The sequence below is a fragment of the Tessaracoccus sp. genome, from assembly GCF_016714275.1.
GTDB lineage: Bacteria > Actinomycetota > Actinomycetes > Propionibacteriales > Propionibacteriaceae > Arachnia.
The window spans coordinates 285120-300537 of sequence record NZ_JADJNP010000004.1 but is presented as its reverse complement, the minus strand read 5'-3'; the positions used below and the strand labels follow the sequence as shown (position 1 = coordinate 300537).

The window sequence follows — 15418 nt, the reverse complement described above, 5'->3', positions numbered from 1 at the left end:
CCGGCCGGGGTGCCTCTCTTGTCTTCGTTGCTCAGGCTGCGCCGAGGATCTCCGCGACCTCTGGGTCGACGAGTTCCATGACGGCCGCCTTCGCGTCCTCCGGCGAGACCGCGTCGAGGACGGCGGCGAGCATCGCCTTGCATGTGGCGAGGTCGTGCTTGGCCAACGCGGCCTTCACGACGCCGACCTTGCCCGTGGCCATCGAAAGCGACGTGATGCCCGCACCGGCGGCGACGAGAGCGAGCAACGGATCGCCGCCAACCTCGCCGCAGATGCCCACGGGCTTGCCGTCGGCACCCTCCACCGTCGCCACGATCAACTCCCACAGCGCCGGCTGCCACCCGGTGAGCAGGCCGGCGAGGCGGCCGTTCATCCGGTCGGCAGCGAACGTGTACTGCGACAGGTCGTTCGTGCCGATCGACGCGAAGTCACACTCCGCCATCACGTGCTTCGACCGCAGCGCCGCCGCCGGCACCTCGACCATCGTGCCAGCCGTCGGCAGACCCGCGGCGCGGCACTTCGCGGTGAACCACTTCGCCTCCGCGGCCGTTGCCACCATCGGCGCCATCACCCACGCCTGCGCGCCCGTGGCCGCCGCCGCGTTCGCGATGGCCGTCAGCTGGGCGTCGAGCAGGTCCTCACGGACGCGCTGCAGGCGAAGCCCGCGTACGCCGAGGGCCGGGTTCTCCTCCTCGCCGAGGTCGGCGAAGGCAAGCGGTTTGTCGGCACCGGCGTCGAGCGTGCGGACGACGACCTTGCGGCCGCCGAACGCCTCGAACACCTTCGTGTAGGTCTCCGTCTGCTCTTCCACCGACGGCGCGTCGGCACGATCCAGGAACAGGAACTCGGACCGGAAGAGGCCCGAGCCCTCGACGTCGACCTTCGCGGCGCGCAGGGCGTCGTCGACGGTGCCGATGTTGGCCAGGATCTGGACCCGGTGGCCGTCCTTCGTGGCGCCGGGGCCGCTGGCAAGCTCCTGTAGCGCGAGCCGACGACGATTTCGCTCGTCGAGCTTCGCCGCGGTCTCCTCGTCGGGGTTGACGACGACCTCCCCGCTGGCGCCGTCGAGGCCCACCGTCTCCGGCGCGGCCTCGATGATGCCCACGGCCTGCACCACAGCGGGGATGCCCAGCTGCGCGGCGAGGATCGCGGTGTGCGACGTCACGCCGCCCGCCTCGGTGACGATGCCGACGACGAGCGCCGGGTCGAGCGTCGCAGTATCGGCGGGCGCGAGGTCGTGCGCGACGATCACGCGCGGTTCGGTCATCTCCGGCACGCCGGGAGGCGCGACGCCCAGCAGGACGGCCGCCGCACGCTGGAAGATGTCGCGGAGATCGTCCTGGCGCTCGGCCATATAGCCGCCAAGGCTTGCCAGCAGCTCGCAGTACTGCTCGATCGCGAAGTACAGCGCATCGACGGGGCCCTCGCCCTCGGCGATGCGCGCGGTCGCGGTGGAAAGCAGGCTGGGGTCGCGGGCCAGCATCGCGGTGGCCTCGAGGACCGGCTTCGCCTTCTCGGTGGCCTTGGCAGCGCGAACCTCCATGTCGGCGGCGACGGCACCGAGCGCGGCCGTGACGGCCTCGGTCGCTGCGGCCGGATCGTCGGTGCGCTCCCCCGGAGGGGTGATCTTCACCGTCGAGACGATGACGGCGCGGCCGTGAGCGGAGCCGGGGCTTACCCCGATGCCGGAGATGCTCATGCGGAAGGAGCGTCGTGGTCGATCTCGAGGAAGGCGACCAGCGCATCCAGCGCCGCGTCCGCACCCTCGGCGTCGGAGCGCAGGGTGACGACGTCGCCGAACTTGGCACCGAGCGTCATGACGGCGAGCATGCTGCGCGCGTCGACGGCGGGCTTCTCGCCCACCTGGATGGTCACGGGGATGCCGTGCTTCGTGGCCTCAGCGACAAACAGGCTCGCGGGGCGGGCGTGCAGGCCGACTCGGGAAGCGATGGTGGCGGTTCGGGTGGACATCGTCGTAACTCCTCATCCGGAAAACAGTTGGTTCACAACATACAGTTCGCCCGCGCTGTGGCAGTGCCGGGTTCGCGAATCTATAACCGTTGTGTGCGCACTTGCGCTTCGACGGCCGACGTGTGCGCGCGCCCGCGCCGCGCCATCGCCTTGCACCTCCCCGCTTCATCGTATAGTGTGTATCTTACGCACTGAATTACTTAATAGTTAAGGAATTTGGTTCCATCGGACGAAAGGTGAAGACGATGGGTATCGGAGACAAGCTGAGCGCCGGGCTGGACAAGCTCAAGGGCAAGGCTGAAGAGGCCGTCGGCAAGGCGACCGGTGACGACAAGCTCGTCGCGGAGGGTCGCGCCGACCAGGTCAAGGGCGCGGCGAAGCGCGCGGCCGAAGAGGTCAAGGACACCGCCAAGGACACGGGCGACCGACTGAAGGACGCCGCCCACGACGTCGGCGAGCAGGTCAAGGACGCCGGCGAGCGGGCTCGCGACGCCATCGACGATGCACGCGACCGCTGACCTGCTCCACACAACATCTCTCCCTGAAAAGAGGAACTGATCATGGGATTTCTCGGATTTCTGCTCCTGGGCCTGATCGCGGGCGCCATCGCGAAGGCGATCCTCCCGGGTGAGCAGGGTGGCGGCTGGCTCGCCACGATGATCCTGGGCGTCGTCGGCGCGCTCGTCGGCGGGTGGCTCGGCAGCGTCTTCTTCAACGCCCCTCTGGAGGAGTTCTTCTCGCTTCAGACCTGGCTGCTCGCTATTCTCGGCTCGATCGTCGTGCTTCTCATCTACGGTGTGATCGTCGGTCGCAAGTCCTGATTCACTAGCGAGGTGCCGTGCCCAAGACGATCGTCCTCCGCGAGGAGGAGCATCTGTACTCCGCCCCGCCTGAGAGCGAGGCGGGGCGGGCATTGAGCGTGGCGCTGCTTCGGCTGCGCCGCGCGCAGCACGTCCAGGAGGTCCGCGACCTCCGCGCCTCGGGCCTCTCCCCCCTCGATCTACGGGCGCTGCGCTACCTGGTCCAGGCCAGCCGCGACGCGCGCAACCTGAGTCCCAAGGACCTGATCTTCATGCTCGGCACCAGCAGCGCCAACGTGACGAACATCGTCGACCGCCTAGCAAGCAAGGGCTACGTCGAGCGGATCAGCCACCCCACCGATCGCCGGGCGCACCATCTGCGCCCCACAGAGGCTGCGGTCAGCCACGTCGACGCCGCCCTCGGCGACCACCATGCGACGCTGGTCGCCGAGATCAACAAGATCGACGACGCCGACGCCGCGGTCGCCGCGCTGGTCCTCGTCCAGATCTCCGACGCTCTCGAAGCCCTCGCCGATCAGTCGGCGACCGGATCGAGCGTCGGATAGCCGAGCAGCTCTGCGACAGCCGCATCGTCGCGTCGTGAATCACCACGGTCGCGCCCAGGCCGGTGTGCGGAAGCGAGGCGAGATGTCGGGCTCCTCATTGACGCCGTCGAACCAGGCCGCTGCGGTCGGGGAACGGCCGAGCAGAATGCGAACGGCCCGCGCGCTATGTCGTTTATCTAGATTCTGACGCGAGGCAAGACGTCGGAGCAACAGTGACCTATACCCCCGCAGGTATATAGTGGATCCACCTCCCAAGGAAGGGCGGACCATGACAGCGTTGTTGATACTTGGTGCCGGGACGGCCGGCACGACGCTCGCGAACCTGCTGGCGAAACGTCCCGAGTTGGATGGCGCTGAGATCACCGTCGTCGACCGCTCGGATCGGCACGATTACCAGCCCGGCTACCTCTTCGTGCCCTTCGGCATGATGCCCGCGGGACGCGTCTCCAAGGACCGGCGGCGCTACCTCCCCAAGCGCGTGAACTTCGTCCAGGATGACGTCGCCACCATCGACCGCACGAATCACCTTGTCAGAACGGCATCCGGGCGCGAGCTGGCCTGGGACCAGCTGATCGTCACCACGGGCACCACCCCGCGGCCCGACGTCATCCCTGGCATGGCCGACGGCGCGCTCTGGCGCCGCCGCGTGTTCGACTTCTACACCCTCGACGGCGCGAAGGCGCTGCGCCCGGCGCTGGCCGCCATGAAGCGGGGTCGGCTGGTGGTCCATATCTCCGAGATGCCGATCAAGTGCCCCGTCGCCCCCATCGAGTTCGCGCTGCTCGCCCAGGACTACCTCAGGCGTCGCGGGCTCCACCCCTCGGTGGACGTCGTGCTCGTCACCCCTCTCGACGGCGCCTTCACCCGACCCGTCGCTTCGCGACGGCTCGGCCGACTGCTTGGCGAGCGCGGTATCGAGCTGGTCACCGACTTCCAGATAGAGCACATCGACAACGACGCCGCCGAACTGGTGAGCTACGACGGCCGCCGCGCCCCCTTCGACTTATGCGTCACCATCCCCCCGAACCGCGGAGCGGACTACCTCGCCGAGTCCGGGCTCGCCGATGAGCTGGGCTTCGTCCGCGTCGATAAGCACACGCTGCAGAGCACGGACGACCCAGACGTCTGGGCCGCGGGCGACGCCACCAACGTGCCCACGTCGAAGGCCGGTTCCGTCGCCCACTTCATGACGGACGCTCTGGTGCCGAACATCGTCGCGCACCTTGAGGGGCGTCCGCTGCCCGAGCGATTCGACGGGCATGCCAACTGCTTCATCGAGTCCGGACGCGGCCAGGCCATGCTGCTGGACTTCAACTACGACGTCGAGCCGCTGCCCGGCCGGTTCCCCATCTACCGCGTGCCCGCGCTGCGGCTGCTCGGCGCCTCGCGGGCGAACCACCTGGCGAAGCTCGGGTTTGAGGCCGTCTACTGGGAGATGCTGATCCGCGGGCGGCCGCTGCCGTTCGCCCCGCACCTCTCCATGGAGGGCAAGGAAGTGCCCGACGGCGTCGAGCTGCCCGACGGCTACGCACCGGCCCGCCGTCGTCGCCTCATCCCCCGCCGCACCCCGTCCTGAAGGAGGACCGATGCCCACCAACACCTTCCTCGGCCGGCCGGTCGAGGTCGACGACGAGGGATTCCTCCGCGTCGCCGCCCAATGGGACGACGAGCTGGCCGCGCTGCTCGCCCGCATCGCCGGCGTCGAGGAGCTGACCGACGAGCACTGGCGGGTGATCCGCTTCGCCCGCGCGGACTTCGACACGACCGGTGAGGCCCCGACGCTGCGCCGGATGCAGAAGGCGGGCGGGTTCCAGATCAAGCGGCTCTTCGAGCTGTTCCCGGGCAAGCCCGCGAAGAAGATCGCCTACATCGCGGGGCGGCCGAAGCCGCGCGCGTGCGTCTGAGAAGGAGTGGACATGCCCATCGATGCCGACGGCAACCTGATCCCCGACTTCGGCGACGCCCGAACCACAACCCTTGCCGTCGACGGGCGACCCGCGTCATCGGCCGCTGCCGGCCCGCGCAAGATGGTGTTCATCTGCTCCAAGGGCAACCTGGACATGGCCTACCCGGCTCTCATCATGGGCAACGCTGCGCTCGGCGAGGGTATCGAGGTGGAGTACTTCTTCACTTTCTGGGGCCTCGATATCGTCGACCTGCGCACCATGGACTCGCTCAAGTTCTCGTTCGGCGGGAACACAGCAATGCACATGCCACAACTGGAGCGGCTGAAGGGCGGCCTGGGCGCGGTGTCCATCCCGCAGGGCCTCGCTGCACTGCCCGGCGTGACGACGGCGTCGACCGCGATGATGAAGAAGATGATGGCCGGCATGGACATCCCGAGCGTCCCGGAGATGATCGACCACGTCGTGGCGATGGGCGCGAAGCTCTGGGCGTGCCAACTGAGCGTCGACATGATGCAGCTCAAGAAGGCGAACCTCCACCCCGGCGTGCTCGCCGTGATTTCCGCCGCAGACTTCATCGAGAAGTCGGAGGGCGCCCAGATCGTGTTCATCTAGGAGGATCTCCTGGAGCGTGACCGTAGGCCGGATCTGCAACGCTCAAGCGCGCTGTGCGGAGATCCCGACCCATCGCCACGGTTCCGGTTAGAGTGACGGGGTGACTCAACCCGCCGGCGCCGCGCGCTCTCTCCGCGTTGCCGAGTTCACCGACAACTACGGGCCGGGCAGCAACGGGCTGATGTTCGCCGTCCAGCACCTAGAGGGCAACCTGCTCGACGCGGGACACGAGGTCATCGTCGTCGCACCGCACGCCAAGGGGCCGAACCCCCACCACGGGCGGCCCGGGCGCACCGAGATCCGGCTGCCGTCCGTGCGCGTGCCCAAGATGCCGACCCGGGTGGCGAACGGCAGACACTTCGAGCGCACCATCGATGAGCTCGCTCGTCTCTCGCCGGACCTCCTGCACGTGCACGGCCTCGGCACCGTCGGCGCGCTCGGCTGGCTCGCGGCCCGGCGACTCGGCATCCCCATGCTCGTCACCTGGCACACCGACTATGACGCCTATGCCGACCATTACGCGCCGGTGCTCCCGTTGCTGACCGGAGTGGTGCGCGCGCTCCCGTTGGTGACCCGCGGCGAACTCGTCGACTCCAACGACCTCCGCAACGCCGAGGTCCGCTACGAGGACCGCGGCCGCTCGACGGCGCTGCTGCTCGGTGTCGCGCAGAAGATGCTGGAGGCCGCGGTGCTGACGACGACGCCGTCGCCGAAGACGGCCGCGCGTTGCCGCGAGATCGCGCCGAACATCCCCATCCGCGTGGTTCCCAACGGCGTCGACCCGCTGCCGCCCGGCCCGCCGCCGATCCCACACCCCGCCGGCCCGATGGTGCTGTATGCGGGCAGGATCGCGCCGGAGAAGGGCATCCCACTGCTGGCCGAGGCGTTCGCGCTGGTCCACGCGCAGCTGCCGGAGTCGCGGCTGTGCATCGTCGGCGACTGGCAGCGCTACACCCACATCAAGAAGGTCCTCGCGGAGGGTCGCGACGCCGGACGCATCATCCTGCCGGGCGAACAGAAGCGCGAAGCGCTGGGCGCGTACTACGGCATGGCCGACGTGTTCGCGTTCCCCAGCCAGACCGACACGCAGGCCCTCGTCCTCCACGAGGCCGCGTTGGCGGGGCTACCCATCGTCTCCGTCGACCATGAGCTGAACCTCGTGATCGACCCGGGCGTCAACGGCGAGTTCACCCGCCCGACGGCGGCCTCCCTCGCCGCGGGCCTCCTCCGCGTCATCGATCGCCTCCAGAACCGCGACTGGCGCACCGCCGCCGCGCACCGCTCCGTGGAGCTCGCCAGCCAGTGGAGCATCGCGTCCCAGGCCCAGACGATGCTCGACATCTACCAGGAACTCGCCGCTCCTCGGGCTTAGCCTCGATCCACCGATCTGCGCCTACTGCGCGGCTCCAGCAGGCGTCAGGCAGACGGATGCGTCATGTCGACCGGGATCACCCAGCGGTCGAAATCCTCGCCCGCGACGCCGTTGGCGACGGCGGACTCGCGTAGCGAGGTGCCCTGCTTGTGCGCCTGCTTGGCGATCTTGGCCGCGAGGTCGTAGCCGATGTGGCGGTTGAGTGCCGTCACCAGCATCAGGTTCGACGCCAGGTTCGCCGCGATCCGCTCCAGGTTCGGCTCGATGCCGACGGCGCAGTGCGCGCTGAACGAGCGGGAGCCGTCGGCGAGCAGGCGAATGGACTCGAGCACGGCGTGCGCCATGACGGGCTTGAAGACGTTCAGCTGGAAGTTGCCCTGGCTACCGGCGAAGCCGACCGTGGCGTCGTTGCCGAACACCCGCGCCGCCACCATGGTGAGCGCCTCGGACTGGGTCGGGTTGACCTTGCCCGGCATGATCGAGCTGCCCGGCTCGTTCTCCGGGATCACCAGCTCGCCGATGCCGTTGCGCGGGCCGCTGGCGTACCAGCGCACATCGTTGGCGATCTTCATCAGCGCGCCGGCGAGCACGCGCAGCTCGCCGCTGACCTCGACCAGGGAGTCGTGGGCGCTGAGCGACGCGAACAGGTTCGGCGCCTGCGCGAACTCGAGCCCCGTCTCCTCGGAGATCTTCCTGGCGGTCGTGCGGCCGAAATCGGGGTGCGCGTTCAGACCTGTCCCAACGGCGGTGCCGCCGATGGCCAGCTCGCGGGCACGCGCATCGGCCGCGCGGACGCCGTCGAGGGCGAAGTCGATCTGGGCGACCCAGCCGCCGATGACCTGGCCGAGGCGCACCGGGGTCGCGTCTTGGAGGTGCGTGCGGCCGACCATCACGACGTCGTCGTGCTCCGCGGCCTTGGCGGCAAGGACGTCGCGCAGTTCGGCGACGGCGGGGTAAAGCCCCGCGAGTTCGCTCACCACGGCGATGTGCATGGCGGTTGGGAAGGTGTCGTTGGAGGACTGACCGCGGTTGACGTCGTCGTTGGGGTGCACGGGCGTCTTCGAGCCGCGCACTCCCCCGGCCAGCTCGATGGCGCGGTTGGAAATGACCTCGTTGGCGTTCATGTTCGACTGCGTGCCGGAGCCGGTCTGGAAGACGACCAACGGGAAGTGGTCGTCGAGCGCGCCGGCGATGACGTCGTCGGCCGCCTGGGCGATCAGCTCCGCGCGGTCGGCGGGCAGCTGACCCAGCTCGGCGTTGGCAAGAGCCGCGGCCTTCTTCAGCACCCCGAGGGCGCGGATCATCGGACGACCCCAGACGAACGAGTCGCGGCCGATGTCGAAGTTGTGGAGGCTGCGTTCGGTCTGAGCGCCCCAGTAGCGGTCGTCAGCGACCTGCACGTCTCCCATGGAGTCGGTTTCGATGCGGTATCCCATGCCCCGTAAGGCTACTTGCCCCACCCTGCCCGGAACGGCGGTGCCACGGATTGGGGCCGCGTACTTCCCCTGAACGCAAAGATCCCGGCCCGTTGCAATTGGGGGGCGACAACGGACCGGGGCCTTCTGCGAGGCACTTTCGTGCCCGCAACTGGATACTAACGTACCCTGCGCCGCGTCACAAGCCGGGGTGCACAAACGCCACCAGAACCCCTTGTCCTGGTGGCGTTTGCGTGAAACGGGTGGGGGACCCGTGGGGGGAAAGGACTACGAGACGACCTGGTACTTGACCGTGATGACGCCCGCGGAGGTGCCGCCGATGGCCTGCATCGCGGCCCGGGAGAGGTCGAGGCAGCGCCCGGCGATGTAGGGGCCTCGGTCGTTGATCCGGACGACGACGGTCTTGCCGTTGCTCGGGTTGGTGACCTTGACCTTGGTGCCGAACTTGAAGGTCTTGTGGGCAGCGGTCATCGCGTTGGGGTTGAACCGCTCGCCGGTGGCCGTCATCTGGCCCTGCCAGTAGTAGGAGGCCTTGCAGCTCGAGCCGCTCGCCGGAGACAGGTTCGGGTTGGCCTTCGGCTTCACGACCTTCGTGCCGACCTTGATCACCTCGGTGACCGGCTTCTTCGTGACCTCGGTGCCGACGAGCTTCGACGAGTGCAGCTTGCCGTCGCGGTAGACCTCCTTGTAGGTCTCGACGGCCTTGCCGTTGACGCCCTTCGTGTCCACCTTCGTGGCACCCTTGGTCATCGACTTCGTGTTCACGCGGCGGTACTCGTGCTTGACGGTGGTCTTCTCTGTGCGCTTCTTGACCGTGACCTCGACGTACTTCACCTTCATGCCGTCCTCGAGCGCGGTGTCGAGCGCGGGCTTGACGATGTCGTCGTCGTCAGCGGTGATGCCCTGGTCGGCCAGGAGGTCGCCCACGGTGCCGGCGACGCGCACGTCGGCGTCGTCGCCCGCCTTGACGAGCGTGACGTCCTTGGCGGTGGTGAGCACCAGGTCGAGGCCCTCGCGGGCGATGCCCGAGGATCGGGTGGCCGAGAGCTTGGCGTCGGCCTCGTCGATCTGCAGCTGCTGCAACGCCTCGCCGACGGTGCGGGCCGTGGTCCACACGGTTCGGGACTCGCCGTCGACGGTGAGGTCGAGGGGGCGGCCGTAGGAGACGGAGATGGCCAGTCCGTCGGTGACGCGGGTGTCGGCTGCGGGCAGCACCACGTCGTGATCGCCGAGCTCGATGCCCTGAAGGTCGAGCACCTCGCCGACCGTGCGCTCGCGCACGGAGATCGACTCCGTGGCGCCGTCGACGGTCAGTTCGACGTCGTTCTTCTGCAATGCAGTGGCGAGAGCGACCGAGCCGACGAGGATGAGCGCGGTGCCACCGGCGACGGCGGGGATCAAGACCTTTGCCATTGTTCTCCAAGCGAAGAGGGAACCCGAAGTTCATCGAGCTCCCTCAGCGTAAAACGTTTCCTGAGAAAATCCAAAACGTTTCTTAGGATTCGTTTGGGAAGTGGCGGTAGCCCTGGCTCCCGGCCCGAGTCAGGCCTCGACGACGATGTAGTCGCCGGCCTCGCGGACGGCCTCGACGATGGCGTCGAACGGGATGCGCTCCCCGGACTCGACGACCATGCTGCCGTCGAGCTGCACGGCGACGTTGGTTACGCCCGCGACCTCGGAGACCTCCTCCGTGACGTGCGCGACGCAGTTGCCGCAGGTCATGCCACTGACGGTGTAGTTGCTGATCATGATTCGCTTCCTTTCATTTGACCAGGCGCTTGATGGCCTGGAGCGCTTCTGCGAGTTTCTCGTCGGCCTCAGACCCGCCCGAGCGGGCGGCATCGGCGACACAGTGGGACAGGTGGTCGCCCAGCAGCCCGAGCGAGACCGCCTTCAGCGCGCTCGTGACGGCCGCGACCTGAGTGAGAACATCGATGCAGTACTGGTCGTCGTCGACCATGCGTGCGATCCCCCGCACCTGCCCCTCGATCAGCTTCAGGCGACGCAGGTACGCGGCCTTCTCCGGGCTGTATCCCCGGTGCGGATGCACGTCCGCGTCGTGCCCTTCTCCCATCGCAACCTCCTTCGCGCCACTATACCCCCAGGGGGTAAAGAGTCGACACTCGACCCCACCGACACGTAGCACCCAGCCAAATATAACGATTTGATAACGGCGATCTGTCGACACATCACAGGCTCCTCCACATCCCCGTCGGCGCGTCGTCGGCCTTGTCCACCGCCGTCCACACGCTGTCCCCAGGGTTACCCACAGGGTTGGATAAGTGGCCGCGACCGTCCCCGAAAAACTGTCCGAGGGCTGCCCTACCCTAAGACGATCGAGCGCGAAGGAGGTCCCCGCCATGACCCAGGCACCGGTCTACGACGACCGCGATTTGGACCGTACCCCGCCGCAGGACCTGAACGCCGAGCAGAGCGTGCTAGGCGCCATGATGATGTCGAAGGACGCCATCTCCGACGTCGTCGAGGTGCTCCGCGGGGTCGACTTCTACCGGCCCAACCACGAGTCGATCTTCGACGCCATCCTCAACCTCTACGGTCGCGGTGAGCCCGCGGATCCCATCACCGTCGCCGGAGAGCTCGGAAAGTCGGGTCAGCTCGCGAAGGTCGGCGGGGCCATTTACCTGCACGACCTGTTGGCGTCGGTCTCCATCGCCGCGAACGCGCCCTACTACGCCGACATCGTCCGCGACAAGGCCGTCCTCCGTCGGCTCGTCAACGCCTCCATCCGCATCGCGCAGCTCGGCTACCAGGGCCAGGGCGAGGTCGACAAGATCGTCGACGAGGCGCAGCAGACGCTCTTCGAGGTCACGGAGAAGAAGGCCTCGGAGGACTACAAGTCGCTGCGGGAGCTGATCGAGCCGACGTTCGACGAGATCGAGGCCATCCAGTCGTCGGGCGACGCCCTCTCCGGCGTCCCCACCGGCTTCACGGAGCTGGACCGGCTCACCAACGGCCTGCACGCCGGCCAGATGATCATCGTCGCGGCGCGGCCCGGCGTCGGGAAGTCGACGTTCGCGCTCGACGTCTGCCGCTCGGCGGCCATCCACCACAACCTCACCGCGGCGTTCTTCTCGCTCGAGATGAGCCGCACCGAGATCGTGATGAAGATCCTTTCCGCGGAGGCGTCGGTTCCGCTGGGCCGCATCCGCGGTGGCGGCTCGAAGATGGACGAGACGGACTGGCAGCGCATCACCGACAAGTCGGTGCTGCTCCAGGAGAAGAGCCTCTTCATCGACGACTCCCCCAACCTGACCATGATGGAGATCCGCGCCAAGGCCCGGCGGCTCAAGCAGCGCCACGACCTGCAGCTGCTCTGCATCGACTACATCCAGCTGATGAGCTCCGGCAAGAAGGTGGAGTCGCGCCAGCTCGAGGTCTCGGAGTTCTCCCGCCAGATCAAGCTGCTGGCAAAGGAGCTCGAGATCCCGGTGATCGCGCTCTCGCAGCTCTCTCGTAACACCGAGCAGCGCAAGGACGGCATCCCGCAGCTGTCGGATCTCCGCGAGTCCGGCTCGCTGGAGCAGGACGCCGACATGGTGATCATGCTGCACCGTCCGGAGATGTACACGCAGAACCCCACCGACGAGGAGCGCGGGCTCGCCGCCTTCCACATCCCGAAGCACCGCAACGGCGAGACGGGCAAGATCGACGCGCTGTTCCAGGGCCACTACAGCCGGTTCACGAACGCTCCTGTCTAGTGCCCCGCGTCGGAAGTTCGCCGAACAAAGCTTCCTCCGGCGAGGACCTGCCGGGCGAGCCGGTCAGTGGCGGCGGAGCAGCGGATGCCGTGCACCACGCGGCCGACGACGAACACCGCTGCCACGACGCTCAGGGCGGGACTGCTAGGTTCTGCGCATGGCCGACGACGCATCCTCACCGCTCGCCCGTGCTCGCTACCTGCCCAATGGCGGCGATCGGTTCCTCGGGTTCTGGCTCGGGCTCGCCGTTGAGTCCCGCGCGGCGGGAAGCCGCACGGGCGACCGCACCGCGCGGCGCGCGATTGACGCGTTCCTGAACGGCAACGCGGGTGTCATCGACGAGGTCGGCGAGGAGGAGTTCTTCGAGGCCCTCCGCGACGCCGCCGAGCGCTACTGGGCCACGTGCATCGACGACTCCAGCTACGGCACCTCGCTGTTCGGGCTGAGGCGGCTCCCGAAGGAGGAGATCGCCGGGAAGATGGCGAACGATGCTGCCGCAGTGCTGACGGTGGTCGTCGGCGCACGGTCGACCGCGAGGGGCGCGGGCCGCCTGCCTGCGACGCTGATCGCGGGCTACCTCGGCGCCGTCCCGCAGGGCCAGCCGGCGCTCCAGTCGGCGTTACAGAGGCGCCCGGCAACACTCGCCGAGGTCGGTCACCTGCTGGACCCCTTCGCCTGAACCCCGACCCCCTGCAGACATACAGATGAGCATCAGCGGGTCGGGGCGGTGGCTGTCAGGCCGATCCGGCGGCAGGTCAACGGCAGCGCGACGCCGACGACGGCGAGGGCGCCCAGTACGCTGAACGCCAAGCGGTAGTTGCCCGCGTCGCCCACCAGCGCCGAAGCCAGCAGCGGGCCGACGACGCCTGACGCCGACCACCCGATCAACATCAGACCGTAGATCGCGCCTGCGTGGCGCATGCCGAACGCCGCACCGGCCGCTGACGGCAGGGCACCGAACGCGCCGCCGTAGCAGAGGTACACCACTGCGGCGAGCGCGAGGAACCACGCCCCGGAGGTGTGCGGCAGGAACAGCAGCGCTGCGCCTTCGAGCGCGAGGATCACCATCAGCACCGGCAGCTGCCCGAGGCGCTGCGCCACCGCCGCCCACACGATCCGCCCGCCGCCGTTGCACAGCGCGAGCAGACCCACCGCGGTGGCCGCGCCCGCGGCGTCGAGGCCCGCTACGTCGACCGCTGCGGCCGCCATCATGGAGATCAGCGCGATCCCCGCGGCCACCGCGACGGCCAGCGTCCCCGCGAGGAGGTACCACTGCGGAGTGCGGAGGGCCTGCGCGACCGTGAGGCCGGACGGCTCCGACGCGCCGGCCGAACCGTCGGACCCACTGGTCTCGCGCTCCATCGGTGGCGACGACAGCAGCGCGGCGCCGAGCAGGCCGAACACGAGGTAACCGGCGCCGAGGGGAAGGAACGCTGCCGTCGGCTCGGTCGGCGTGCGCGCCATGAGCCACTGCGCCATCGGCGACGTCACTGTCGCGCCGAAACCGAACCCGCCGACCGCAAGCCCCGTCACGATGGCCCGGTGCCGCGGGAACCACCTCTGCAGCAACGCGATGGGCACGATGTAGGCCATGCCGAGGCCGAAGCCGCCGACGACGCCGTACCCGAGGACCAACAGCCACAGGTCCGACGCCTCGCGGGCGAACGACGCCAGCATCACGCCCACGCCGTAGACGGCGCAGCCGATCAGCGCGACCATCCGCGGGCTGCTCCTGTCCTGCAGCCGACCGCCGACCGATGCCCCGACGAAGATGAGTCCGATGGCGAGCTCGAACGGCACCGTCGCCTCGACGTGCCCCAGCCCCATCGCGTCGGGCGACTGCAGTGCGCGCCCGAACAAGCTCCACGCGTAGACCCCGCCGATCACGAGCTGAACAAGGACACCGCCGACAAGGGCCAACCATCGCACGGGGTCCAAGTCTGCCGGAGGGCACATGGGCGCAGACACGAGGGGTCGGGTAGGTTGGCGCCATGTTGGGACGAGCTGTTGGGGCCCTGATCGGACTGGCGTTGGGCGATGCCCTGGGGATGCCGACGCAGATGCTCGACCGGGCCCGGGTGACGGAGCTATACGGGGTCCTCGACCGGTTCCATCCCGGGCCTGCGGAGAACCCCATCAGCCCCGGGCAGCTGGCGGGCACCGTCACCGACGACACGGAACAGGCCGTCATCCTCGGCCGACTGCTGCTCGAAGGCGGCGGCACCGTCGATCCGCACGCGTTCGCCGCGGCGCTAGCCCGGTGGCACGCCGACATGGAGGCGCGCGGCTCGCTGGACCTGCTGGGGCCGTCCACCCTCCGCGCGATCCGGGCCTTTCAGGGCGGTGTGCCCGTTGCGGAGACCGGCCGATGGGGCGACACGAACGGGGCCGCGATGCGCGTCGCGCCCCTCGGCATCGTGTACCGCCCGCTGCCGCTGCAGGACTTCGTCGCGCACATCGCGGAGGCTAACGCGCTGACACACAACACACGGATCGCCAACGCGGGCGCCGCCGCCGTCGGGGCCGCCGTCTCCGCAGGGATCGACGGCGCGGCCATCGAGGACGCGCTCGAGGTGGCCGTCGAGGCCGCCGACCTCGGCGCCGGCCATGGCCATTACACGCCGGGCGCCTCGGTTGCGCATCGGATCCGGTGGGCACTCTCGCTCGCTTCGGGGCCGGATCCGCTGGGCGCGATCCACGCGCTCGTCGGCACCTCGGTCGCCACGCAGGAGGCTGTGCCCGCTGCGCTGGCGGTCGTCGCCGTCTACGCCCACGATCCCTGGGGCGGTGTCTGCGCCGCGGCTTCGCTGGGCGGCGACTCCGACACCGTCGCCGCGATGGCCGGCGCCATCCTCGGCGCGGTGCACGGCGTCGATGCCTTTCCGCCCGACACCATCGCTGAGCTGGAGACCGCCAACGCGCACCTGAGCCTCCGCGCCCTTGCCCTCGACTTGATGGGGATTCGACGGTGAGTGCCAGTTCATTGGTTTCGCCGCGGACCCCGCGCTTCGCGCGGGGATCCGGCTCAACCAGCG

The 15418-nt window shown here is 68.8% G+C and carries 17 protein-coding genes; 10 read left to right on the top strand and 7 right to left on the bottom strand.

Annotation, left to right across the window (positions count from 1 at the left end; all coding sequences use genetic code 11):
* Positions 1-31: 31 nt before the first annotated feature.
* Positions 32-1699: a phosphoenolpyruvate--protein phosphotransferase gene (ptsP, locus tag IPJ61_RS15550; protein WP_297109561.1), complete on the bottom strand. Its 1668-nt coding sequence runs from the start codon at positions 1697-1699 to the stop codon at positions 32-34.
* Positions 1696-1971, bottom strand: coding sequence for an HPr family phosphocarrier protein (locus tag IPJ61_RS15545; protein WP_297109558.1), 276 nt, complete (start codon positions 1969-1971; stop codon positions 1696-1698). Before IPJ61_RS15545 ends, ptsP begins: the two co-directional genes overlap by 4 nt.
* A 245-nt stretch (positions 1972-2216) precedes the next feature.
* Between IPJ61_RS15545 and IPJ61_RS15540 the strand changes: the two genes are divergently transcribed.
* From IPJ61_RS15540 to IPJ61_RS15510, 7 genes are all read left to right on the top strand, one after another.
* Positions 2217-2489, top strand: a complete 273-nt coding sequence (locus tag IPJ61_RS15540; protein ID WP_297109555.1) for a CsbD family protein — start codon at positions 2217-2219, stop codon at positions 2487-2489.
* 42 nt (positions 2490-2531) lie between these two features.
* Positions 2532-2792 carry a GlsB/YeaQ/YmgE family stress response membrane protein gene (locus tag IPJ61_RS15535; protein ID WP_297109551.1) on the top strand — a complete coding sequence of 87 codons (261 nt, stop codon included), beginning with the start codon at positions 2532-2534 and terminating at the stop codon, positions 2790-2792.
* Between the two features lie 17 nt (positions 2793-2809).
* Positions 2810-3337 carry a MarR family winged helix-turn-helix transcriptional regulator gene (locus tag IPJ61_RS15530; RefSeq protein WP_297109548.1) on the top strand — a complete coding sequence of 176 codons (528 nt, stop codon included), beginning with the start codon at positions 2810-2812 and terminating at the stop codon, positions 3335-3337.
* A 268-nt stretch (positions 3338-3605) separates the two neighbouring features.
* Positions 3606-4913 (top strand): type III sulfide quinone reductase, selenoprotein subtype, encoded by a 1308-nt coding sequence (sqr, locus tag IPJ61_RS15525; RefSeq protein WP_297109545.1) that lies wholly within the window; start codon positions 3606-3608, stop codon positions 4911-4913.
* Positions 4914-4923: 10 nt separating this feature from the next.
* On the top strand, positions 4924-5241 hold the full coding sequence (locus IPJ61_RS15520) for a TusE/DsrC/DsvC family sulfur relay protein (protein ID WP_297109543.1): 318 nt from the start codon (positions 4924-4926) through the stop codon (positions 5239-5241).
* A 12-nt stretch (positions 5242-5253) separates the two neighbouring features.
* Positions 5254-5856, top strand: coding sequence for a DsrE/DsrF/DrsH-like family protein (locus IPJ61_RS15515; RefSeq protein WP_297109541.1), 603 nt, complete (start codon positions 5254-5256; stop codon positions 5854-5856).
* A 100-nt stretch (positions 5857-5956) separates the two neighbouring features.
* A complete protein-coding gene (locus tag IPJ61_RS15510) occupies positions 5957-7228 on the top strand; it encodes a glycosyltransferase (RefSeq protein WP_297109538.1) in 1272 nt (423 codons plus the stop codon).
* A 44-nt stretch (positions 7229-7272) separates the two neighbouring features.
* Here IPJ61_RS15510 and fumC read toward each other — a convergent pair whose 3' ends face one another.
* From fumC to IPJ61_RS15490, 4 genes are all read right to left on the bottom strand, one after another.
* The gene (fumC, locus tag IPJ61_RS15505) at positions 7273-8664 is read right to left on the bottom strand and encodes a class II fumarate hydratase (protein WP_297109536.1); all 1392 of its coding nucleotides are present in this window, start codon (positions 8662-8664) and stop codon (positions 7273-7275) included.
* Positions 8665-8931: 267 nt separating this feature from the next.
* Complete coding sequence (locus IPJ61_RS15500) at positions 8932-10077, bottom strand: septal ring lytic transglycosylase RlpA family protein (RefSeq protein WP_297109533.1); 1146 nt, start codon at positions 10075-10077, stop codon at positions 8932-8934.
* A 129-nt stretch (positions 10078-10206) separates the two neighbouring features.
* Positions 10207-10413: a heavy-metal-associated domain-containing protein gene (locus IPJ61_RS15495; RefSeq protein WP_297109530.1), complete on the bottom strand. Its 207-nt coding sequence runs from the start codon at positions 10411-10413 to the stop codon at positions 10207-10209.
* Positions 10414-10426: 13 nt separating this feature from the next.
* Positions 10427-10738 carry a metal-sensitive transcriptional regulator gene (locus tag IPJ61_RS15490; RefSeq protein ID WP_297109527.1) on the bottom strand — a complete coding sequence of 104 codons (312 nt, stop codon included), beginning with the start codon at positions 10736-10738 and terminating at the stop codon, positions 10427-10429.
* 286 nt (positions 10739-11024) lie between these two features.
* On the opposite strand from IPJ61_RS15490, the gene dnaB reads away from it, so the two are divergent.
* Positions 11025-12383 (top strand): replicative DNA helicase, encoded by a 1359-nt coding sequence (dnaB, locus tag IPJ61_RS15485; RefSeq protein ID WP_297109523.1) that lies wholly within the window; start codon positions 11025-11027, stop codon positions 12381-12383.
* 157 nt (positions 12384-12540) lie between these two features.
* The gene (locus IPJ61_RS15480) at positions 12541-13062 is read left to right on the top strand and encodes a DUF6553 family protein (RefSeq protein ID WP_297109520.1); all 522 of its coding nucleotides are present in this window, start codon (positions 12541-12543) and stop codon (positions 13060-13062) included.
* A gap of 32 nt (positions 13063-13094) precedes the next feature.
* Here IPJ61_RS15480 and IPJ61_RS15475 read toward each other — a convergent pair whose 3' ends face one another.
* The gene (locus IPJ61_RS15475) at positions 13095-14312 is read right to left on the bottom strand and encodes an L-lactate MFS transporter (RefSeq protein ID WP_297109516.1); all 1218 of its coding nucleotides are present in this window, start codon (positions 14310-14312) and stop codon (positions 13095-13097) included.
* Between the two features lie 62 nt (positions 14313-14374).
* On the opposite strand from IPJ61_RS15475, the gene IPJ61_RS15470 reads away from it, so the two are divergent.
* Positions 14375-15355 carry an ADP-ribosylglycohydrolase family protein gene (locus IPJ61_RS15470; RefSeq protein WP_297109513.1) on the top strand — a complete coding sequence of 327 codons (981 nt, stop codon included), beginning with the start codon at positions 14375-14377 and terminating at the stop codon, positions 15353-15355.
* Positions 15356-15418: the final 63 nt, after the last annotated feature.